General features: G+C 71.0%; 22 protein-coding genes. 5 read left to right on the top strand and 17 right to left on the bottom strand.

Annotated features, from left to right (window positions below; genetic code table 11):
- On the top strand, positions 1-763 hold a 763-nt coding region (locus tag VGD44_RS05415; protein ID WP_331084666.1), incomplete at its 5' end, for a TIGR03862 family flavoprotein.
- On the opposite strand, the gene VGD44_RS05410 is transcribed toward VGD44_RS05415, so the two are convergent.
- A complete protein-coding gene (locus VGD44_RS05410) occupies positions 744-1610 on the bottom strand; it encodes a TauD/TfdA dioxygenase family protein (RefSeq protein ID WP_331084664.1) in 867 nt (288 codons plus the stop codon). The two genes, VGD44_RS05415 and VGD44_RS05410, sit on opposite strands and share 20 nt — an antisense overlap.
- 56 nt (positions 1611-1666) lie before the next feature.
- Between VGD44_RS05410 and VGD44_RS05405 the strand changes: the two genes are divergently transcribed.
- Entirely contained in the window at positions 1667-2497 is an 831-nt protein-coding gene (locus VGD44_RS05405; protein ID WP_331084662.1) for a phytanoyl-CoA dioxygenase family protein, read from the top strand.
- Between the two features lie 64 nt (positions 2498-2561).
- Here VGD44_RS05405 and VGD44_RS05400 read toward each other — a convergent pair whose 3' ends face one another.
- The 9 genes from VGD44_RS05400 to VGD44_RS05360 all read right to left on the bottom strand — a co-directional run bounded on the left by VGD44_RS05400 (position 2562) and on the right by VGD44_RS05360 (position 11241).
- A complete protein-coding gene (locus VGD44_RS05400) occupies positions 2562-3302 on the bottom strand; it encodes a dienelactone hydrolase family protein (protein WP_331084660.1) in 741 nt (246 codons plus the stop codon).
- Positions 3299-4114: an SDR family NAD(P)-dependent oxidoreductase gene (locus VGD44_RS05395; RefSeq protein WP_331084658.1), complete on the bottom strand. Its 816-nt coding sequence runs from the start codon at positions 4112-4114 to the stop codon at positions 3299-3301. Before VGD44_RS05395 ends, VGD44_RS05400 begins: the two co-directional genes overlap by 4 nt.
- Before the next feature lie 75 nt (positions 4115-4189).
- Positions 4190-4405: a hypothetical protein gene (locus VGD44_RS05390; protein WP_331084656.1), complete on the bottom strand. Its 216-nt coding sequence runs from the start codon at positions 4403-4405 to the stop codon at positions 4190-4192.
- A gap of 53 nt (positions 4406-4458) precedes the next feature.
- The gene (gene cckA, locus VGD44_RS05385; RefSeq protein WP_414694616.1) at positions 4459-6573 is read right to left on the bottom strand and encodes a cell cycle histidine kinase CckA; all 2115 of its coding nucleotides are present in this window, start codon (positions 6571-6573) and stop codon (positions 4459-4461) included.
- A gap of 20 nt (positions 6574-6593) precedes the next feature.
- The gene (gene flhB / locus VGD44_RS05380) at positions 6594-7682 is read right to left on the bottom strand and encodes a flagellar biosynthesis protein FlhB (protein ID WP_331084654.1); all 1089 of its coding nucleotides are present in this window, start codon (positions 7680-7682) and stop codon (positions 6594-6596) included.
- A complete protein-coding gene (gene fliR / locus VGD44_RS05375) occupies positions 7679-8440 on the bottom strand; it encodes a flagellar biosynthetic protein FliR (RefSeq protein ID WP_331084652.1) in 762 nt (253 codons plus the stop codon). Before fliR ends, flhB begins: the two co-directional genes overlap by 4 nt.
- 14 nt (positions 8441-8454) lie before the next feature.
- Complete coding sequence (gene fliQ, locus VGD44_RS05370; protein WP_331084650.1) at positions 8455-8718, bottom strand: flagellar biosynthesis protein FliQ; 264 nt, start codon at positions 8716-8718, stop codon at positions 8455-8457.
- Between the two features lie 223 nt (positions 8719-8941).
- Positions 8942-10477 (bottom strand): glycine betaine ABC transporter substrate-binding protein, encoded by a 1536-nt coding sequence (locus VGD44_RS05365; RefSeq protein ID WP_331084648.1) that lies wholly within the window; start codon positions 10475-10477, stop codon positions 8942-8944.
- Positions 10474-11241, bottom strand: coding sequence for an ABC transporter ATP-binding protein (locus VGD44_RS05360; protein ID WP_331084646.1), 768 nt, complete (start codon positions 11239-11241; stop codon positions 10474-10476). Before VGD44_RS05360 ends, VGD44_RS05365 begins: the two co-directional genes overlap by 4 nt.
- An 82-nt stretch (positions 11242-11323) precedes the next feature.
- On the opposite strand from VGD44_RS05360, the gene VGD44_RS05355 reads away from it, so the two are divergent.
- Positions 11324-11818, top strand: coding sequence for a superoxide dismutase family protein (locus VGD44_RS05355; RefSeq protein ID WP_331084644.1), 495 nt, complete (start codon positions 11324-11326; stop codon positions 11816-11818).
- Positions 11819-11824: 6 nt separating this feature from the next.
- Here the strand turns inward: VGD44_RS05355 and fliE are convergent, their stop codons facing one another.
- The 3 genes from fliE to VGD44_RS05340 are packed head-to-tail and all read right to left on the bottom strand — an operon-like array spanning position 11825 to position 13021.
- Entirely contained in the window at positions 11825-12151 is a 327-nt protein-coding gene (gene fliE, locus VGD44_RS05350) for a flagellar hook-basal body complex protein FliE (protein ID WP_331084642.1), read from the bottom strand.
- A 10-nt stretch (positions 12152-12161) separates the two neighbouring features.
- A complete protein-coding gene (gene flgC, locus VGD44_RS05345; protein ID WP_331084640.1) occupies positions 12162-12584 on the bottom strand; it encodes a flagellar basal body rod protein FlgC in 423 nt (140 codons plus the stop codon).
- A gap of 14 nt (positions 12585-12598) precedes the next feature.
- Positions 12599-13021: a flagellar basal body rod protein FlgB gene (locus VGD44_RS05340; RefSeq protein WP_331084638.1), complete on the bottom strand. Its 423-nt coding sequence runs from the start codon at positions 13019-13021 to the stop codon at positions 12599-12601.
- 85 nt (positions 13022-13106) lie between these two features.
- On the opposite strand from VGD44_RS05340, the gene VGD44_RS05335 reads away from it, so the two are divergent.
- On the top strand, positions 13107-13379 hold the full coding sequence (locus VGD44_RS05335) for a flagellar biosynthetic protein FliO (protein WP_331084668.1): 273 nt from the start codon (positions 13107-13109) through the stop codon (positions 13377-13379).
- Positions 13379-14176, top strand: coding sequence for a flagellar type III secretion system pore protein FliP (fliP, locus tag VGD44_RS05330; RefSeq protein ID WP_331084636.1), 798 nt, complete (start codon positions 13379-13381; stop codon positions 14174-14176). The genes VGD44_RS05335 and fliP overlap by 1 nt, the downstream gene beginning before the upstream one ends.
- A 3-nt stretch (positions 14177-14179) precedes the next feature.
- Here fliP and VGD44_RS05325 read toward each other — a convergent pair whose 3' ends face one another.
- From VGD44_RS05325 to fliM, 4 genes are all read right to left on the bottom strand, one after another.
- Positions 14180-17089, bottom strand: a complete 2910-nt coding sequence (locus VGD44_RS05325; RefSeq protein ID WP_331084634.1) for an endoglucanase — start codon at positions 17087-17089, stop codon at positions 14180-14182.
- A 3-nt stretch (positions 17090-17092) separates the two neighbouring features.
- Positions 17093-18043 (bottom strand): hypothetical protein, encoded by a 951-nt coding sequence (locus tag VGD44_RS05320; protein WP_331084632.1) that lies wholly within the window; start codon positions 18041-18043, stop codon positions 17093-17095.
- Entirely contained in the window at positions 18040-18612 is a 573-nt protein-coding gene (locus VGD44_RS05315; protein WP_331084630.1) for a DUF6468 domain-containing protein, read from the bottom strand. Before VGD44_RS05315 ends, VGD44_RS05320 begins: the two co-directional genes overlap by 4 nt.
- The coding region (gene fliM / locus VGD44_RS05310; protein WP_331084628.1) for a flagellar motor switch protein FliM at positions 18609-19359 on the bottom strand (751 nt) is incomplete at its 5' end. The genes VGD44_RS05315 and fliM, both read right to left, overlap by 4 nt.

The following is a 19359-nucleotide window of genomic DNA, read 5'->3' as shown; positions in this document are numbered from 1 at the left end:
CGGCGAGACGACCGAGCGCCCCGACGCCACGATCCTCGCCCTCGGCGGCGCGAGCTGGCCGCGCCTGGGTTCCGATGGCGCCTGGGCGGCCTGGCTCCCCGACGTTGCGCCGTTCCGCCCGGCCAACATGGGCTTCGACGTGGCCTGGAGCCCGGTGATGCGCGGCTTCGCCGGCCAGCCGCTGAAGGGCATCGCGCTAAGCTTCCGCGACCGCACCGTCCGCGGCGAGGCCATGGTCGCCGCCTATGGAGTGGAGGGCGGCGCGCTCTACGCCCTCTCCGCCGCGCTGCGCGACGCCATCGCGGCAGACGGCTCGGCGACGGTCACCTTCGACCTGCGCCCCGACATGACCGCCGGCGCCCTCACCGCGCGCCTCAGCCACCGCAAGCCCGGCCAGTCGCTCTCCAACCACCTGCGCAAGGCGCTCAAGCTCTCACCCGTCGAGACCAACCTGCTGCGCGAAGCCCACGGCAAGGACCTGCCGACCGGGCCCGGCGCCCTGGCCCACGCCATCAAGGCCGCGCCGATCCGCCTGACCGGCGTCCAGGGCCTGGCCCGCGCGATCTCGTCGGCCGGCGGCGTCCGCCTCGACGCCGTGGACGAGCGCCTGATGCTGAAGGCCCGCCCCGGCGTCTTCGTCGCCGGCGAGATGCTCGACTGGGAAGCCCCCACCGGCGGCTACCTGCTACAGGCGACCTTCGCGACAGGGCTGGCGGCGGCCGAGGGCGTGCAGGCGTTCCTAGCTACTCCGCCGCCGCGGTGACCTTCGCCTCGGCCGGCCACGGGTCGACCGTCACGCGGCGCATGTGCCGCCGCTGGCCGGGGTAGTCGTTGAGCGCGAAGTGCCAGACCGAGCGGTTGTCCCAGAAGGCCACGGACCCCTTCGCCCACTGGAACCGGGTCGTGAACGCCTCGTAGCGGCAGTGGTCGAACAGGTAGTCCAACAGCGCCTTCGACTCCTTCGTCTTCCAGCCGTCGATCCTGAGCGTGAAGGCCGGGTTCACGTACAGCGCCTTGCGCTTCGTCTCCGGGTGGACCAGCACCATCGGGTGGACGAACTCGCCGACATAGCCGTCGGCCTCGGCCACGCTCATCGAGCCGCGCTTCTGCGCCGAGGCGCCCTGGGCGGAGTACTCGCGGCTGGCCGAATGCACCGCGTACAGCCCCTCCAGTGTCCGCTGCAGCCCCGGCGACAGCGCCTCGAACGCCGCCGCCTGGCTCGCGAACAGGGTATCGCCGCCCCACTCCGGCAGCTCGACCGCATAGAGGATCGAGCCGATCGCCGGCGTCTGCAGGAAGCTCATGTCCGAGTGCCAGCCGCCGCCGAAATTGATCTTGTCGGAGGGCTCCTTGATGATCTCCATGACTTCGGGCTGCCCGGCCATGCCGGCGACGTACGGATGGATGTTCAGCGGCCCGAACCGCTTGCCGAACGCCACCTGCTGGGCCGGCGTCAGGTCCTGGTCGCGGAAGAAGATCACCTGGTGCTCGACGAGCGCCTGGCGGATCGCCGCGATGGTCCGGTCGGGCAGCTCCTGGCTGAGATCGACGCCCGAAATCTCGGCGCCGAGGGCGCCGGCGGTACGGCGGATTTGCAGCGATTGGACCATGACGCCTCCCGGCCGGCTCTCTTAGAGTTAGAATACCGCGCGAAAGGCCGAGCGAAATGGACAAACCGACCGCCCGCTTCGACGCCGACGCCCACGCCGCCGAAATCCGCGCGCAGGGCTTCACGGTGATCCCCGACTTCATGGACGCCGAAACCATCCAGCGCGTCCGCGACACGCTGGCGCCCTACGAGGACAGTCACCACGGCCGCAACGACTTCGAGGGGCTCAAGACCGAGCGCGTCTACACCCTCGTCGCCCGCGGCAAGGTGTTTGAGGACCTGGCTGAGGACGCCCGGGTGATGGCGCTGATGGAGCGCTTCCTCCAGCCGGGCTTCCAGCTCACGGCCAGCCAGTCGATCCGCATCAATCCGGGCGAGGTGCCCCAGTCGATCCACTTCGACGACGGCTTCTACCGCCAGCCCCGGCCGCGGCCGGCCATCAGCTTCACCCTCATCGCCGCGGTCGACCCCTTCACCCAGGCCAACGGCTGCACCGAGGTGATCCCCGGCAGCCATCTGTGGGGCGATCCATCGGACCCGGCCCGCCCGAAGCCCGAGGAGTTGGAGGCGATGCTCGTGCCCATGGAGGTGCCCGCCGGCGCGGCCTTCGTCATGGCCGGCACGTTGCTCCACCGCGGGGGCGGCAACCGCACGGACCGTCCGCGGCTCGCCTTCACCAACCAGTATTGCGAGCCCTGGGCGCGCACCCAGGAGGAATGGCGCCTCTCCATCCCCAAGGAGATGGTCCGCGAGATGTCGCCCCGCCTGAAGACCCTCCTGGGCTACGACATCTGGCCGCCGTTCATGGGCATGGTCACCGCCTCGCACCCCCTGAAGTCGCTGGAGGAGGGCTGGGTGCCGCCGGTGGTGGCCCAGCGGCCGCGCTAGCCGCCCCACCAGTTGTCATCCCGGTCTTCGCTTCGCGAAACCAGGATGACACCGCTGGGTTGGACTACCCCAAATTCCGTCGGAACAGTGCGAACAGCCGCTCCCAGTGCCGCTCGGCGGCGGTCTTGTCGTAGACCGCGCCGCGCTGCGGGAAGGCGAAGCCGTGGTGGACGTCGCGGTAGACCTCGACCTCGGCGTTGACGCCGGCCTGCTTCAGCGAGGCGTCCAGCGCCTGCACCATTTCGAGCGGCGCATACGCATCGTGCTCGGCGCAGGCGAAGTAGAGCTCGGCGTCGGCCTTCTGCGCCGCCAGGTGCGGGCTGTCGGGCGCGTCCGTCACCAGCTGCACGCCGTAGAGCGACGCCGCGCAGGCGACGCGCTCGGGATGCCGGGCCGCGGCGTTGATCGCGTACTGGCCGCTCATGCAGTAGCCGATGGCCGCCGCGGGCCCGGGGCTCGCGGCCCGGTCGCGGTCGGCGTAGTCCAGCAGCGCGTCGGCGTCGCTCATCACCATCGGGATGCTGATCGAGCCCATCAGCTCGAACATCCGCGCCCGCGCCTCGGCCTCGGGCAGCGGCGGCAGGTCGGCCAGCTCCAGCACGCCCTTGCGGTAGTAGAGGTTGGGCAGCATCACGTAGTAGCCGGCCGTCGCGATCCGCCGGGCCATGTCGCGCAACTCCTCGCGGATCGCCGGCGCGTCCATGAAGAACAGCACGATCGGGTGCGGCCCGCCGCGCTCGGGATGGGCGATGAAGGTGGTGGCCTTGCCGTCCCGGGTGGGGATCTCGACGGTCTGTTCGATCATGGAACCAGCTCGGTGGGCGCGATTCCCAACTCTTTCAGGAAAGGCTCGGCGTAGTCGATACGGCCCGTCATGGTTTTCGGGTCGCCGCTGGAAAGCTGGTAGACCGCCTCGGCGATGAACTTGATCGGCTGGACGCGGTCCTTGGTCTGTTCGTTGATCAGGCCGTGCACCGCCACGCCGGGCGTGTCCACCAGCCCCGGCGAGACCACGTTGACCGCGATGCCGTCGTCGTAGACCTCCGACGCGAGCCCCGTGGTGAAGCGCTCCAGCGCCGCCTTGCACATGCCGTAGACCGTGCCGCCGCCGCGCCGGTTGTAGGGCTGCTTCGGGTGGATGCCGGCGCCGGACGAGATGTTGACGATCCAGCCCGACTTCTTCTCGCGCATGGACGGCAGCACCAGCTGGGCCAGGTGGAACGGCGCCCACACCTGCACCTCCATCATCAGGTCGAAGCGCTTCTTGGGGAACGTCTCCACGGGGATGAAGAAGGTCACCGCCGCGTCGTTCACCAGGATGTCGACCGGGCCGTAGGCGGCGACCGTCTCGGCCACCAGCCGCTCGCGGTCGGCCTCCTGCGAGAGATCGGCCTTGATGGCGGTGGCGGTCCCCCCGAAGCCACGGATGCGGTCGACGGTGGCGTGCAGGGTGCCGGGGAGCTTGCTGTCGCCCTCCTCCGCGGTCCGCGCGGAGACCGCCACCTTGGCGCCTTCCATGGCCAGCCGCACGGCGATCGCCTCGCCGATGCCGCGGCTCGCGCCGGTGACCAGGGCCACCTTGCCCTTCAGCTTCCCGTTCGGATTCACACCCGCCATCGACCGTCCTCCCATACCGTTCTTTCTGATTGCCGGTACGGTCGCGCGACAAGCGCCTGCGCGCAAGAGGTTCGGCTAGCGGCGCTCGCGGACGGTGAGGCGGCCGACGGTCAGCTCGTCGACCTCGATGCGGCGCACGCGCACCCTGCCCATGATCAGGTGTCCCACCACGAGGCGGCCGATGGCGACGGCGCCCACGGCCATCGCCCCGAACGCCACCGCGCCGACCGCGGCGGCCACCATGTGCTGGGCGGGAAGGCGGTGGCGGGGCGGGCGAGCGAGCTCGTTCATGGCCGCGATCCTGCGCGCAGGCCCCGCTGCGGCGCAAGCAACGCCGCTAGCCGCTACGCAGCCTTCTGCAGCTCCTGCTTCACGCGCTCGGCCAGGGTCTTGATGTCGATGGGCTTGGGCAGGAACGACACGTTGCGCTCGCCCTCCAGCAGATCGGAGAACTCGCTCTCGGCGTAGCCGGAGATGAACATCACCGGGGCCGATCCGAGGTACTGGCGAGCCTGCTTCAACAGGTCCGGGCCCTGCATGCCGGGCATCACCACATCGGAGATCATCAGGTCGATCTCGCCGGCGTGGCTCTCGGCGTATTCCAGGGCCTCCTCGCCGCTGGCCGCCTCGATCACCTCGTAGCCGCGGGCGCGCAGCAGCTTGGCGGCGACGCCGCGCACCGCGTCCTCGTCCTCGACGAACAGGATCCGGCCGGCCCCCGAGAGGTCCCGCGCCGCGGGCCGCTTGGGCGGCGAAGACTCGGCGGCGGGGACGGGCGCCACCGCCACAGGCCCCACATGCACCGGCAGGAAGATGCGGAACGCCGCGCCCTCGCCGGGCTTGGAGTCCACCGCGATCCAACCGTCCGACTGCTTGACGATGCCGTAGACGGTGGCGAGGCCCAGGCCGGTGCCCTCGCCCACCGCCTTGGTGGTGAAGAACGGCTCGAAGATCTTCTCCTTGACCTCCGCCGGGATGCCGGGGCCGTCGTCGCTGACCTCGATCATCGCGTGATCGCCCTGAGCGGTCGGATAGCCCAGGCTGCGGGCCTCGTCCTGGGTGACGCGGGCGGTGCGGATATTGATCACCCCGCCGCCATGGCTGCGGATCGCGTCGCGGGCGTTGACCACCAGGTTCATCACCGCGGTGTCCAGCTGGCCGCGGTCGGCGCGCACCTGCGGCAGGTTGCGGCCGTAGTCGGTGACCAGCTTGATGTCCTCGTAGAGCAGCCGGCGCAGCAGCACCTCCGACTCCGAGACCATCTCGCCCACGTCCAGGATCTCGCGCTGGACCGTCTGCTTGCGCGAGAACGCCAGCAGCTTGCGGACCAGGTCGGCGGCCCGCATCGAGGTCTGCTTGATCTCGTTCAGGCCCTCGTAGCTGGGGTCGCCCACCGGGTGCCGGGTCGCCAGCACGTCCAGCTGCATGAGGATGGCGGTCAGGAGGTTGTTGAAGTCGTGCGCCACGCCGCCGGCCAGCTGGCCGATGGCCTGCATCTTCTGGCTCTGGGCGAGCTGCAGCTCGACCTGCTTCTGCTCGGACACGTCGACGAGATAGGCCACCCAGCGGCCGCCGCTCTGCGACAGGTAGAGGTGGGCGATCCGGGTCGGGTCGTGGGCGAGCCGGACTTCCAGCGGCGCGTGGCCGTCCTTGTGCTCGGGCAGCCGCATGCCGGCGTCCAGGCGGCTGGCGGGTTCGATCAGCGCGCCGAACAGTTGGCCGGCCTCGCCGCCCTTGGCCAGGGCCGCCAACGCGGGGTTGGCCTCGACGATGCGGGCCTCGAAGGGATCGTCGCCGTCCAGCAGCGCGGCGCCGAACGGCGAGGCCGCGGCGAATGCGTCCAGCACCTTGGGCGGCGGCGCCTTGGCGCTGGCCACGGCGTTCAGCACCTCCATCGCCGACGACGGCAGGGCCAGGGGCCCGTCGCGCCCGGCCAGCCGCACCAGGAACCGGCGGGGCCCGATCGGCGAAACCAGCGCCTCGCGCTCCTGGCCGCCGGCCTTGACCGGCGCGCGGCCCAATTCGCCCCGGCGGGCGGCGGCCAGCGCGCCGAACAGGCTGGACGCGGCCGCGCCGCTCTTGGGCAGGCGCGGCTGGCTGCCCATCGCCTCGCGCCAGGCCGGGTTGGTGGTGAGCAGCCGCCCGTCGGGGGCGACGACGGCGGCCGGTTCGTCCAGCGCCGAGAGGAAGGCCTCGGCTCCAGCCTCCTCGGCCGGCGCGTCCTCCGGCGTGCCGCGCAGGACGAAGATCCCGATGCAGGACACCCCCGCCAGCCCGATCAGCAGCAGCGAGCTGCCCAGCGCCTCGAAGGGCGCGTTGAGCAGCGGCGCGCTCGCGAACACGACGGCGAGCAGGAAGAACACCACGGCGAACGCCGTGAGGAAGTCGGCCTTGCGGGTCTTGGACGGCGGCTCGGCCATGGATGGGCTCAGCACTTCCGGCGATTCGGTCGACTGCATTCTGTCACAGAGCCAATAGCTTACAGAGGCCTGGCCGCGCGGGGGCGGCGCTGGGCCGAGTTGAGGATGAAGCCGATGATCTTGGCGACGGCTTCATAGTGGGCCGGCGGGATCATCTCGTCGATGTCGACGGCGGCGTAGAGCGCCCGAGCCAGCGGCGGATCCTCGATCACCGGCACGCCGGACTCCTCGGCCACCGAGCGGATCTTCAGCGCGAGCGAGTCGAGGCCCTTGGCGACGCAGGTCGGCGCGGCGCTCTCGCCCTGCTCGTATTTCAGCGCCACGGCGTAGTGGGTCGGGTTCATGACCACGACGGTGGCCTCGGGCACCGCCTGCATCATGCGCTGGCGCGCGCGCGTGTAACGGATCTGCCGCTGGCGCGCCTTCACGTGTGGATCGCCCTCGGTGTTCTTGTAGTCTTCCTTGACCTCTTCCTTGGTCATCCGCTGGCGGACCATGAAGCGCTGGCGCTGCCAGAGCCAGTCGCCGCCGGCGACCACCAGGGTCAGGGCCAGGACGGAGAAGACCAGCCGCCGGAAGATGTCGAGGCACAGCGGCAGGATCGCCGACGGGTCCAACGCCGCCAGGCCTGCGAGCTGCGGCGCATAGGGCTTCAACACCCACCAGGCCAGGAGGCCGATGATCACCACCTTCACGGTCGACTTGGCGAACTGCATCAGCCCGTCAGGGCCGAACAGGCGCCCGAAGCCCTTGCGCGGCGAGACCTTGCTGAAGTCGGGCTTCAGCTTGTCGGGGGTGATCCGCAGGCCCGACTGGATCAGGTTTGCGCCGGTCCCGGACACCGCGGCCGCCGCCATCACCGCGATCAGGATCGGCGCGGTGGCCACCATCGCATAGCGGAAGATGTCGACGCCGCCGCGGCCCTCCAGCGACATGGCGTCGGGCTGGGCGATGAACGGCAGGAGCTGGGTGGCCAGGTTGCGCGACATCCACCCGCCGGCCAGCAGGACCACGCCCGACACGGCCGCCAGGGTGGCGAACTGGGGCAGGTCCATGGTCTTGGGGACGTCGCCCTTCTGCCGAGCCTTCTCGAGCTTCTGGGGTGTCGCCTCTTCTGTCTTTGACTCGCGATCGGGACCTTCGCTCATGGCGTCACGAAGGTCCCGACGAGGTCACGATAGCGGTCGATCCAGACCATCCCGATCGTGCCCAGGCTAAGCGCGAAGATCGACAGCCCCAGGAGCACGATCAGCGGCGTGGCGGCGAAGAACACCTGGAACTGCGGCATCACCCGGTTCACCAGCCCCAGCGCGACGTTGAAGATCAGCGAGAACACGATCACCGGCGCTGAGAGTTGCAGGCCCAGCGCGAACGACTTGGCGAGCGTCTGCACCGCCAGCTGGGCCGCATCGGCCACCGGCACGTCGCGGCCGAAGGGGAACAGGTCGAACGACTTCACGATGGCGGCCACGAACAGGTGATCGAGGTCGGTGGCGAAGATCAGGACGATACCGATCAGGCCGAGGAAGGTGCCCACGGTGGTCGAAGGCGTGGCCTGCATCGGGTTGGCGGTCTGGGCGAACGACAGCGTCGTCTGGAGGGAGACGATCTCGCCGGCCGTCGCCAGCGAGGTCATGAACATCCGCAGGACGCCCCCGATCAGCAGGCCGATCAGCAGCTCCTTGATCACCATGAGCGTCATGTCGGCCGGGGCCGTGGGGATCGGCGGGACCTTGCCGACCAGCAGGGGGAACAGCATCAGCGAGAGCGCCAGCGCGAAGGACAGGCGTATGCGGGGCGGAATGAACGTCTCGCCCAGGCCGGGCAACAGCATGATCACCGCGCCCAGCCGCGCGAAGACGAGGCCGGCGGCGTAGACCTGCTGGGCTGTGGCGTAGGATTCCACGCGCCCGCCCGCTCTCACATGCCCGCGATGCGGGCCGCGATGTTGCGCATGAAGCCGCTCATCAGCGCGCCCATCAGGGGCAGGAAGACGAGCAACGACACGAAGATCGCGACGATCTTCGGCGCATAGACGAGCGTCTGCTCCTGGATCTGGGTCAGCGCCTGCAGGAGGCCGATGCCGACGCCCACGATCAGGCCGACGATGAGCACCGGCGCGCAGAGCTGGATGGTCAGCCAGATGGCGTCACGCCCGACGTCCAGAACCTCGGCGCCGTTCATCGAAAACCTCATGCGGAAACAGGGGCGGCGATCGCGCCGCCGGTCCCTAAATCTCGCCGGTCATGGTTAACGAAAGGCTAGAGCGGGTTAACCCTTCCCCTCCCTTGATGGGGAGGGACAGGCCGCGCCAGCGGCCAGGGTGAGGGAGTGAGGGCCAGTGTGCTGACGTCGGTGAGGATCGACACTTCCCCACCCTGGCGGCTTCGCCGCCTGTCCCTCCCCATCAAGGGAGGGAACGCGCCGCCTCGGCCGGCGTCACCTTCCCCGCGTCGCGATCGACGCTGTAGTTGGCGGCGCGCATCGCCTCCACCGAGATTGCGCCGACGAGAGGCCGCATCGCCTCGACCAGCCGCCGGTCGCCCGCCCGCTTCGGCGAGATCAGGATCACCGCATCGTAAGGCGGGATCGCGCCCTTCGGGTCGGCCAGCACCACCAGCCGGTCGGCGGCGATGCGCCCGTCGGACGAGAACGCGCTGATCACGTCGGCGTCTCCCGACGCCAGCGCCCGGTACATGAAGGTGGGCTGGAACGAGCGCTCGGTGCGGAACGAGAATCCGTAGGCCGCATCCACCGCCCTCCATTCGGGCCGCGACAGGAACTCCAGGTCCGAGCCCAAGGTCAGCCGCGGCGCCTCGCGGGCCAGGTCCGTCAGGCTCGCCACGCCCAGCGCTTTCGCCCGGTCCGCGCGCATGGCGAAGGCGTAGGCGTTCTCGAAGCCCAGCGAGCCCAGCACCACCACGCCGTCGCGGCGCTTCAGCTCGGCCGTCAGCTCGCGCAACACCGCGGCGCGGCCGGGATTGTCCGTGCGGCCGAGCACGTTGGTCCAGAGCGTGCCCGAGTAGTCGACGTAGACGTCCACCTCGCCCGAGGCCAGCGCCCGGTAGGCCACCGCCGAGCCCAGATCCTCCTTGCGGCTCACGTGCGCGCCGGTCCGCTCCAGCCGTTCGGCCATCAGCTCGGCCAGGATGTACTGCTCCGAGAAGTTCTTGGCCCCGACCACGTAGGTCCCCGGTTGGCCCAGGCCGACCAGCGGCGCTAGCGCGACGCCCGCGCCCACCACGAGCCCGGCCAGGCCCGCGATCACCAGGCCCCGCCGCCGCGTCCGCGCGCCGGTCTCCACCAGGCCCAGCAGCTGGTCGGCGGCCAGCGCCAGCACCGCCGAGGCCGCGCAGCCGAACAGCACGAACACCCAGTTCTCGGTCTGCAGTCCGGCGAAGATGTAGTTGCCCAGGCTGGTCTGGCCGACCGGCGTCGACAGCGTCGCCGCCCCGATGGTCCACACCGCGGCCGTCCGCACGCCCGCCATGATCACCGGCGCCGCCAGCGGCAGCTCCACCTGCAGGAGCTTCTGGCGGCCGGTCATGCCCACGCCCTCGGCGGCCTCCGAGATGGCCGGGTCGACGCCGGTGATCCCGGTCACCCCGTTCCGCAGGATCGGCAGGATCGAATAGAGCGTCAGCGCCAAGAGCGACGGCAGGAAGCCCAGCGCCGAGAAGCCCTGCCCCAGCACCGCCTGCGACAGGGCCGAGAGCGCCAGCAGCAACGGATAGAACAGCGCCAGTAGGGCCAGGCTGGGGATCGTCTGGATGAGGCTCGCCAGCGCCAGCACCGGCCACCGGAGCCGCGCGCTGCGGCTCGCCGCCACCGCCAGCGGCAGGCTGATCAGGACGCCGAGCGCCAGCGCGCTCACGCTCAGCAGCACGTGCCAGCCGAGGTACTCGGGCAGCAGTTCGAACGCGGCGGCGAGACGCGGACTCAAGCGCCCAGCCTTTCCCGCAAGCGCTCGGCCTGCCGTTTCGGCGCCTCCAGCAGGGCGCGAACGTTCGGGTCTTGCGCGTGCGCCAGCAGGTCGGCCGGCGCGCCGTCGGCGAGGATGCGGCCGTGGTCCAGCACCACGATCCGGTCGGCGAGCAGCACCGCCTCGGCCATGTCGTGCGTGACCATCACCGTCGTCAGCCCCAGCCGCTCGTGCAGCGCCCGGTACTCGGCCCCCAGGGCGTCGCGGGTCACCGGGTCCAACGCCCCGAACGGCTCGTCCATCAGCATCAGGGCCGGTTCGGCGGCGAGCGCCCGGGCCACGCCCACCCGCTGCCGCTGTCCACCCGACAGCGCGGAGGGCGCCCGCTGCGCCACCGCCGGCGGGAGCGCCACCAGCTCCAGCAGCGCCGCCACGCGCGCCGCCATCCGGCCGGCGTCCCAGCCCAGCAGTTTCGGCGTGATCGCGATGTTCTCGGCGACGGTCAGGTGGGGGAACAGGCCCACCTCCTGGAAGACGTAGCCGATCCGCCGGCGCAGCAGGTGCGGCTCGGCGGCCGCCACGTCCTCGCCGGCGACCGCGATCCGGCCGGCGTCGGGCCGGATCAGCCCGTTGATCGTCTTCAAGAGCGTGGTCTTGCCTGAGCCCGAGCCGCCCACCAGGGCCACGAACTCCCCCTCGCCCACCGCCAGGTCCACGCCGTCCAGCGCCGCGAGCGCGCCGTAGCGTTTCGAGACCCCCGAGAGCTGGATGAGCGGACCGGCCATGGCCGAGGCGTAGCACGGGCTTGGGGGAGCCGTCGCCAGCCGGTACACCTTGCCTCTGCAGCTAAACCGGAGTGTTCGCACGATGCCCCGCAGCCTCGCCCTGGCCATCATCCTGGCCTTCACTGCCACCACCGCCTCAGCCGATCCGTTGACCGTTGCGCTGAAGACCGGCGCAGGCGCCAGCGCCGGCAAGGCCACCCTGACCGAAGCGCCGAAGGGCGTGCTGCTGAAGGTCGAGGCCACAGGCCTGACGCCGGGCTGGCACGGCCTGCACTTCCACGCCAAGGCCGACTGCTCCAAGGCCGACTTCACCTCGGCGGGCGCCCACACCCACGGCGCGGACAAGGGCGTCCACGGCCTGCTGAACGCCGCCGCCAACGAGACCGGCGACCTGCCCAACCTCTATGTGGGCGCGGACGGAACGGGCAAAGCCGAGATGTTCACCAGCCTGACGACGCTGAAGGCGCTCCAGGACGCGGACGGCTCGGCCCTGGTCATCCACGCCGCGCCCGACGACCACCAGGCCCAACCTATCGGCGGCGCCGGCGCTCGGATTGCGTGCGGGGAGATCAAATAGGCGCCGTCATATCGGCATCCGCATGATCTCTTGATACGCGCTGATCACCTGATCCCGGACGGCGATCACCGTCTCGAGGCTGGCTTCGGCCGCGGAGATCGCGGTGACCACGTCGATCAGCTCGGTCTTGCCCGCCACCTGGGCGGCCATCTGCTTTTCGGCGGTCTTCGACGCCGCCATGGCGTCGGTCATGGCCGACTTCAGGATGTCGCCGAAGCCGCCGAGCTGGGCGGCCGCGCCCGGTCCCGACAGCGAGGGCAGCGGCTCGCCGATGCCGGCGACGCCCTTCTGCGCGGACGCATAGGCCTTGGCGGCGGCAAGGGGGGTGATCATCGGCTTGCCCCTACTTCTTCAGCAGATCCAGCGTGCGCATCTCCATGCTGCGCGCCGTCTCGATAACGTTGAGGTTGGCCTCGTAGGCCTTCTGGGCCTGGCGCATGTCGAGCGCCTCGACGAGGGAGTTCACGTTCGGCAGCTTCACATAGCCCTTGGCGTCGGCCGAGGGGTGGCCGGGATTGTACTCCTGGCGGAAGTCGGTCTGGTCCGGCTCGACCTTGGACATCTTCACGCCTTGCGCCCCCTGGACGCGGGTGGGCGTGAACACCGGCGCCTGGCGCCGATAGGGATCGCCGCCGGGCGTTTTGGACGTGGAGTCGGCGTTGGCCAGGTTCTCGGCGATGATCCGCATGCGCGCCTGCTGGGCGCGGAGCGCGGTGGCTGCGATCGCCTGGGTGACGCCGCCGACCGGCAGTTTGGGGTCCGCCATCTAGGTCTCCTGTCTCAGCTGCCGGGCTTCTTGGTCGCCAGGCGCAGGAGGCCCAGGGATTTCTGGTAGAAACTGATCGCCGCGTCGTAGTTCATCCGCGCGTCCGACATCTTCAGCATCTCCTCCTCCAGCACGACGGCGTTGCCGTTGAGCGTGGTCTCGGAGCCGGGCGCGCGGACGGTCTTGATCGGGCCGCCGGGGCCGCGCCGCTCGTTCTTCGGCAGGATATGGCCGGGCTGCGTGGCCGCCATCACGCCGGCCTGGCCCGCGCGCTGCATCTCCACCCGGGCGTCGAAGCTGTAGGGCTTCAGGTCCTGGGAGATGTAGCGGGCGGTGTCGGCGTTCGCGACGTTCTGGGCGATGATCTTCTGCCGTTCGCCCAGATAGCCCAGGCGGCCGCGAAGCATCGAGAACAGAGGGATGTCGGCCAGGTTCATGCCCGGCAATCCTGAAGAAACAGGGTTAATCCTGGTTTAAGGGATTCAGCGGCGAATGGGCCTCCTCAAGGACGACCCTGCCGCCATGGACCTCGCCACCTTCGCCCGCGCCATTTTCGCCCTCGTCCTCACGCTGGGCCTCATCGGTCTCGCGGCCGTGGCGCTGCGCAAGTACGGGCCCGAGGCGATGGCCCGCTTCCAGGGCCCGCGCAAGGACCGCCGCCTGAAAGTCGTCGAGACGCTCGTCCTCGACCCGGCGCGCCGCATCGTGATCGTCGCCTGCGACGGCGAGGAGCGGCTGGTCCTGCTGGGCGAAGGCCGGGTCATCGCCGACCTCGACGCGAAGGACGCCGCCTGATGCGGGCTATCCTTTCCGCCATCCGCGCGCTGCCCGCCGAGGATTGGCGCCGCGCCGCCCTGATCGCCGCCATCGCGACCTTCGCGGCGATGATCGTGCCCGCCGCCGCGATCGCGCAGACGCTGAACGTCAACCTCGGCACGGGCGCTGGCCTGACCGAGCGCGTCGTCCAGCTCGTGGCGCTGCTGACGGTGCTGTCGCTGGCGCCCTCGATCGTCATCATGACCACCTCGTTCGTCCGCATCGTGGTGGTGTTGTCGCTGCTGCGCACGGCGCTGGGTCTGCAGCAGAGCCCGCCGAACGCGGTGCTGATCTCGCTGGCCCTGTTCCTCAGCGCCATCGTGATGGGACCCACCTTCGAGCGGTCCTATAACGAGGGCGTCCGGCCCCTGCTCGAACAGCAGATGGAGCTGCCCGCCGCCTTCGACGCCGCGGGCGGGCCGGTGAAGCAGTTCATGCTGAGCCAGGTGGACCAGGAGGACCTGGCCCTCTTCATGCGGCTGTCGAAGGTCCCGCGACCGCAGAGCCTCCAGGAGCTGCCGATCCGCGTCGTCACGCCGGCCTTCATGATCTCGGAGCTGAAACGCGCCTTCGAGATCGGCTTCCTGCTCTTCGTGCCCTTCCTGGTGATCGACCTGGTCGTCGCCAGCGTGCTGATGAGCATGGGCATGATGATGCTGCCGCCCGTCGTGGTCAGTCTGCCCTTCAAGCTGATCTTCTTCGTCCTGGTGGACGGCTGGCGCCTCGTGGCCGGAAGCCTCGTGGAGAGCTTCCAGCGGGGCGCCGGCGGAGGCTAGCGTTTAGCCGCGGGTCGGGGCCACGGCCTGGGCCTGTCGCGCCGGAGCGGCGGCCGGAGCCTTGGCGGCGCCCACCGGAGCCGGGCGCGTCTTGAAGCGGCCCTTCATCTTCTCGACCCAGCCCGCGAACACCTCGTTGTCGGCCGAGACGCGGCCGAAGTCGCCGACGCTGAGCCGGCCGCTCGGCGCGCCCGAGAGCGCGATGCGCAGCGCCTCGGGGTTGTTGGCCTTGTCGTAGAAGCCCTGGTAGCGGCTCTGCAACCGGGCCAGCGCCGCGTCATCCCCGGCCAGGCTGTAGGCCACGCCCGCGCGCAGCAGGCGGCCTTCTTCGTCGGTGGTGAGCGCGGTCGCCGTCTTCCAGCGGTCGCCCAGCCCCTTCTCGAACAGCGGTCCGGCGGCGGTCCAGTTCTTCTGCTTCCAGAGGATCTCGGCGCGCAGCTCGGCGGCGTCCCTGCCGGTATCACGCTCGATGATCTCCAGCGCGCCGTCGTAGCGGCCGAGGCTGGTCCAGGCGCGCGCCTCCACCAGCCGGCGCTCAGCGTTCAGTTGGTTCGGCAGCACCGTGGTGCGCGAGGCGTTGATCGCCTGCAGCGCCTGCTCGGGCTTGCGGTCCATCAGGTAGATGACGGCCAGGTCCGTCGAGACCTGGGCCTTGGGCACGCCGTCGAGGCGGTTCTCGGCCTGGTACTTCAGGAGGTCGGCGGCCTGGGGCAGCAGGTCCACGTCGACCAGCCGTTTGACGATCTTGCGCACCATCAGGTCGCCGTCGGCGCCCAGCGGCGCCAGCTCCTTGAAGTCGAAGAACAGGGCGAGCGCCTGGGTGGGCTCCAGCCCGTCGGCGAGGCCATCGAGGAAGAGCCCGCGGAAGGCGGCGTTCAGGTCGGCCTGCAGCTGCAGCGCCTCAGGCAGGTCGGGCAGTCGCACACCCGCTGAGCGCAGCGCCTCCAGCGCCTCGCGGTAGCGGCCCTGGGCCAGGTACAGCTGGCCCAGCGCCCGGATGGTCTCCAGCTCGGTCGCGTCGCCGCGCCAGCGGTAGCGCAGGTTGTCGAACACCGTCGCCGCCTGCGCCGGCTTGATCTGGCCCAGTTCCAGTCGGATCTGAGTGGCGCGCAGCACCGCCGGCGCGGAGATGGATTCCACCGGCGCGCCGGAAATGGCGGCGTAGACCTTCAGCGCCCGGTCCTTGTGGCCCTGCAGCTCGATGACGCGGGCCTGGATCAGCCGCGCGCGCAGCTGCTCCTCGGGGTCGACCTTCTCCTCCAGCGCCATGCGGATGCGGGCGTCGGCGCCGACCAGGTCGCCCTGGCCCAGCGCGGCCTGGGCGTCGGCGCGGGCGAACCGCGACTTCCACAAGGGCGACATCAGGCCGTAGGCCTGGACACCCTTCACGAACAGGGCGCGCGCCTCGGCGTACTGGGCGAGTTGGGTGGCCACGTAAGAGCGCCACAGCGCCGTCGACGGGTCGTCGGCCAGCGACGGGGCGGAGAAGTCGGTATCGGCCTCGGCGTAGCGGCGGGCCAGGGTGCGGGCGACGCCGCGCAGGCCGCGGAACTCGGGGTCGTCGAGCATCTCGGGATGCGCGCGGGCCAGAGCGTTCAGCACGCCGATGGCTTCGAAGGAGAGCTCGGACCCGACCAGGAAGCGGGCCAGGGCCATGCGGCCGGCGACGGGCGCCTCACGGTCCCTCGACCCGCTCTCGGCGGAGGCGGCGGCGAACAGCACTTCGTAGCGGCGCAGGAACCCGCCCTCGCCGGTCCTGGCCCAGTCGGCCGGCACGATGGCCGGCATGGCCGCCGGCTGCGGCGCGCCCAGCTTGGCGTCCTCGCGGTCGCGGGTGGCCCAGGTGGGCGACAGGGTCAGGCCGTTGGCGCGGCTGATCCGGACGATCTCGCCCTCGCGCTGGACGCTCAGGTCCTCGACCAGCGGCTCGATGGCCAGGCCCTGGATCGACGGCAACAGCGCGGCGTCGACGAAATCGCGACGGCTCGGCACGCCCTTCGGCGGCCCCAGCGCGGTCACCACGGTCAGGGTGTCGCCCACCACCGGGTCGCGCAGGTTCACCACCCGCGTGGCGCCGGCCACGGGGGCCTTCAGGGTCGCCGGACCGCCGGCGGCGTCGCGTCCGATGCGGACGATCGAGGGTTGCGACTGCGGGCCGGGGCCCAGCGCGACGGTCCAGGTGGCGCCCTGCGCCGAGACGAAGACCGGGGCGTCCGGGTCGGCGTCGATGCGGATCGCGGCGTGGTCGGCGCCCTTGAAGGCCTGGAGGCTGCGCAGGGGGCGAACCGCCTTGCTCGCGGCCGAGACATCCAGCGTGGCCGGGGCGTCGAACACCACCCAGATCGCGTCGCCCCGCCGGAAGACGGCGGCGCCGGCCGGGTTGGCCCAGGTGAACGAGAGCTGCGTCTGGCCGCCACCGACCCTGGCGTCCATCCGCACCACGCCGCCGGGCGGCAGCGGGTTGGGGCGCGGCGGTTCGGCCTCGGCGACCGGAACAGCCTCGGCGGCCGCGGCCGGGGTCGGCTCGGCCTTCTCGAAGACGTTGACGTAGGTCGCGCCGTCGGCCTGGCCGATCTTGGCGTCGGCGTCGTCGGCCAGGGTCAGCACAACCTGCACGCCGCCGGCCGTCCGCCTGCGCTCGGCCGACTTCACCCACCTGGGCGGCGAGGTGATCAGGCGCGCCACGTCCGGATGGCCCGCCATGGCGAGCGTCACCGTCTGGCCCTGGCGGGTGGCGGTGGCGCGGCCGGCGATCTCGATGCGCGAGAAGGTCTCCGCGGTCGCCACACGAACGTCAGGGCCGCCACGCTGGGTGACGGCCTTGACCGCAGGTGCGGCGATGCCGGCGGGGGCGGCGACGCTGGCGATGCAGGCCGCGGCGACCCCGGTGCGGAGGGCCTTCCTGAGCGTCATGCGCTACCCGGTCTTGGCCGGCGCCGCGGCGGCCGGGGCGGCGGCGGGCGGCGAGTAGGGCTGCGGCGCCGACGGCGTGGCCGGCGCCTCGGCGACCGGGGCCGGCTTGGCGGCGGCCTGCTGGGCGGTCGGGGCCTTCTTGCGCGGCGGAGCCTTGCGGACGGGCGCCGCCTTCTTCTCGGGCGCGGTCGGGTCGACCGACGCCGTCTTCGCGGGCGCGGGAGCCTTGTCGTCGGCGGCGGCCGCGGCCTTGGTCGCAGCGGCTTGGGCGTCGGAATAGCGGCGCGCCAGCATCTCGGTCAGCTTCTTGGCGTCGGCGGCCGACATCTGGGCCATGATCGCCGAGAGCGAGCGCTCCTTCATCTTGGCGGCGATCTTGATCCGCACGGAGTCGTCCAGGGCGGCCAGCCGCGGCGCCGCGTCCTTGGCCTTCATGCCCTCGAACACCTTCACCAGGCGGTCGATCTCGGTCTGCTCCTTGGTGTTGGACTGGGCGAGCAGCCCGTTCACCTCGGCCTTCAGGCCGTTCAGGGCCTTGATCTTGGCGTCCAGCTTCGCCTCGGCCGCAGCCATCAGGGCAAGCTGGGTGTTGAGGTCGTTCTCGCGGGCGTCGAGCTGGCCGCGGCGCTGGCCCAGGCTCTGCAGCACCTGCAGTTCGGCCGGCGACAGGCCCGCCTGCTTGGCGAGCTCGGCGGCGGTGGGGGCGCAGACGGCCTTGGGCGCGATGGTGGGCGCCGGCAGTCCGGCGGCGGCGTCCTTGGCCTCGCCCGTGGCGGCGCCTTCCTTCTTCTCGCCCTTGCCCTCGGGGTTGCCGCCCTTCGTAGCTTCCTCGGCGAACGCCTGGGCGCCCGTCAGGAGGCCCTGCAGGTCGCGCGCGCCCGACATGGCGTTCACGATCAGCACGCCGCCGATGGCGACGCCGACCAGCGGCAGGATGCGGGGAACGGATTTCAACGGCGCGCTCCGGCGAAACGGTCGAACGCGCCGGGCGCGTCCTCGAAGAGGTCGTCGTCCGGGGTCGTCGCGATGCGGCGGCCCGGCAGCGGGGCGCGGCCGACCAGCGGCTCACGCTCGAGCGCCGGATGCGACGCGGGTTCCTGCGCGGCGAGGCGCGAGCGGGCCATGGCCAGCAGGTTCGACAGGCGCTGTTCGGCGCCGTCCTGCGGCCGCGGCGCGACCGGGTCCACGGGGGGCATGGCGCGCGGCGTGGGCCGCTCGGCGGCCATGGCGCGGGGCAGCTCGGGGGCGGCGCTGATCAGCTTCTCGAGCTTCGCGGCCAGCAGCCGGCCCTTCTCGATGCGGTCCGACAGCATGTCGGTCGCCTCGTCGGTGGCGGCGCGCAGGTCGGCCAGACCCTGTTCGGCGCGGACGGCGGCGGTGTTGAGCTCGCGCACGGCGATCTCGAAGCCTTCGTGGCTGTCGCGCAGCGCCTTCAGGCGCTTGTTCAGGCGCAGGCCCACGGCCATGGCCGCGACCAGGAGGCCGGCGAGCAGCACGTTCATGCCGATGGCGATCAGGCTCATGACATCCTCGAGACGGCGCTGCGCGCGCTGGGCGAAAGCGGAGCTTCCACGCGCACGGCGATGTGGGCGTTGCGGCGGCCCATGCGGCCGCGCGTGAGGGGAATGGCGCCGGCCCGCAGCTCGATCAGGCTGTCGGGTGTGGCGTTCAGCATCAGCGTGTCGCCGACCTTCAGCTCCAGCACCTGCTTCAGGCTGACCTGCTGCTCGTCGAGCACCGCACGCACCTCGGTCTGGGTGGTCCAGAGCTCGGTGGCCAGGTGGCTTTCCCAGATGTTGTCGCGGCCGAACTTCTCGCCCATGAACTGCTGCAGCAGCATCTTCCGGATCGGCTCGAGGGTCGCGTACGGCAGCAGGAGCTCGATGCGCCCGCCGCGATCTTCCATGTCGATGCGCAGCTTCACCAGGATGGCGGCGTTGGCCGGCCGGGCGATGGCGGCGAAGCGCGGGTTGGTCTCCAGGCGGTCCAGCGTGAAGTGCACCGGCGTCAGCGGCTCGAACGCCTCCTTGGCGTCCGAAAGCACCACCTCGACCATCCGCTGAACCAGCACGCGCTCGATGGTGGTGTAGGGCCGGCCTTCGATGCGCATGGCGGCAGTGCCGCGGCGGCCGCCCAGCAGCACGTCCACGATCGAGTAGATCAGGTTCGAGTCGACCGTCAGCAGGCCGTAGTTGTTCAGCTCCTCGGCCCGGAACACCGACAGGATGGCCGGCAGCGGGATCGAGTTCAGGTAGTCGCCGAAGCGGATC

Origin of the sequence: Phenylobacterium sp., assembly GCF_036402295.1 — a bacterium.
In the GTDB taxonomy this organism is placed as follows: Bacteria; Pseudomonadota; Alphaproteobacteria; order Caulobacterales; family Caulobacteraceae; genus Phenylobacterium.
This window is presented reverse-complemented; position numbering and strand designations above follow the sequence as displayed.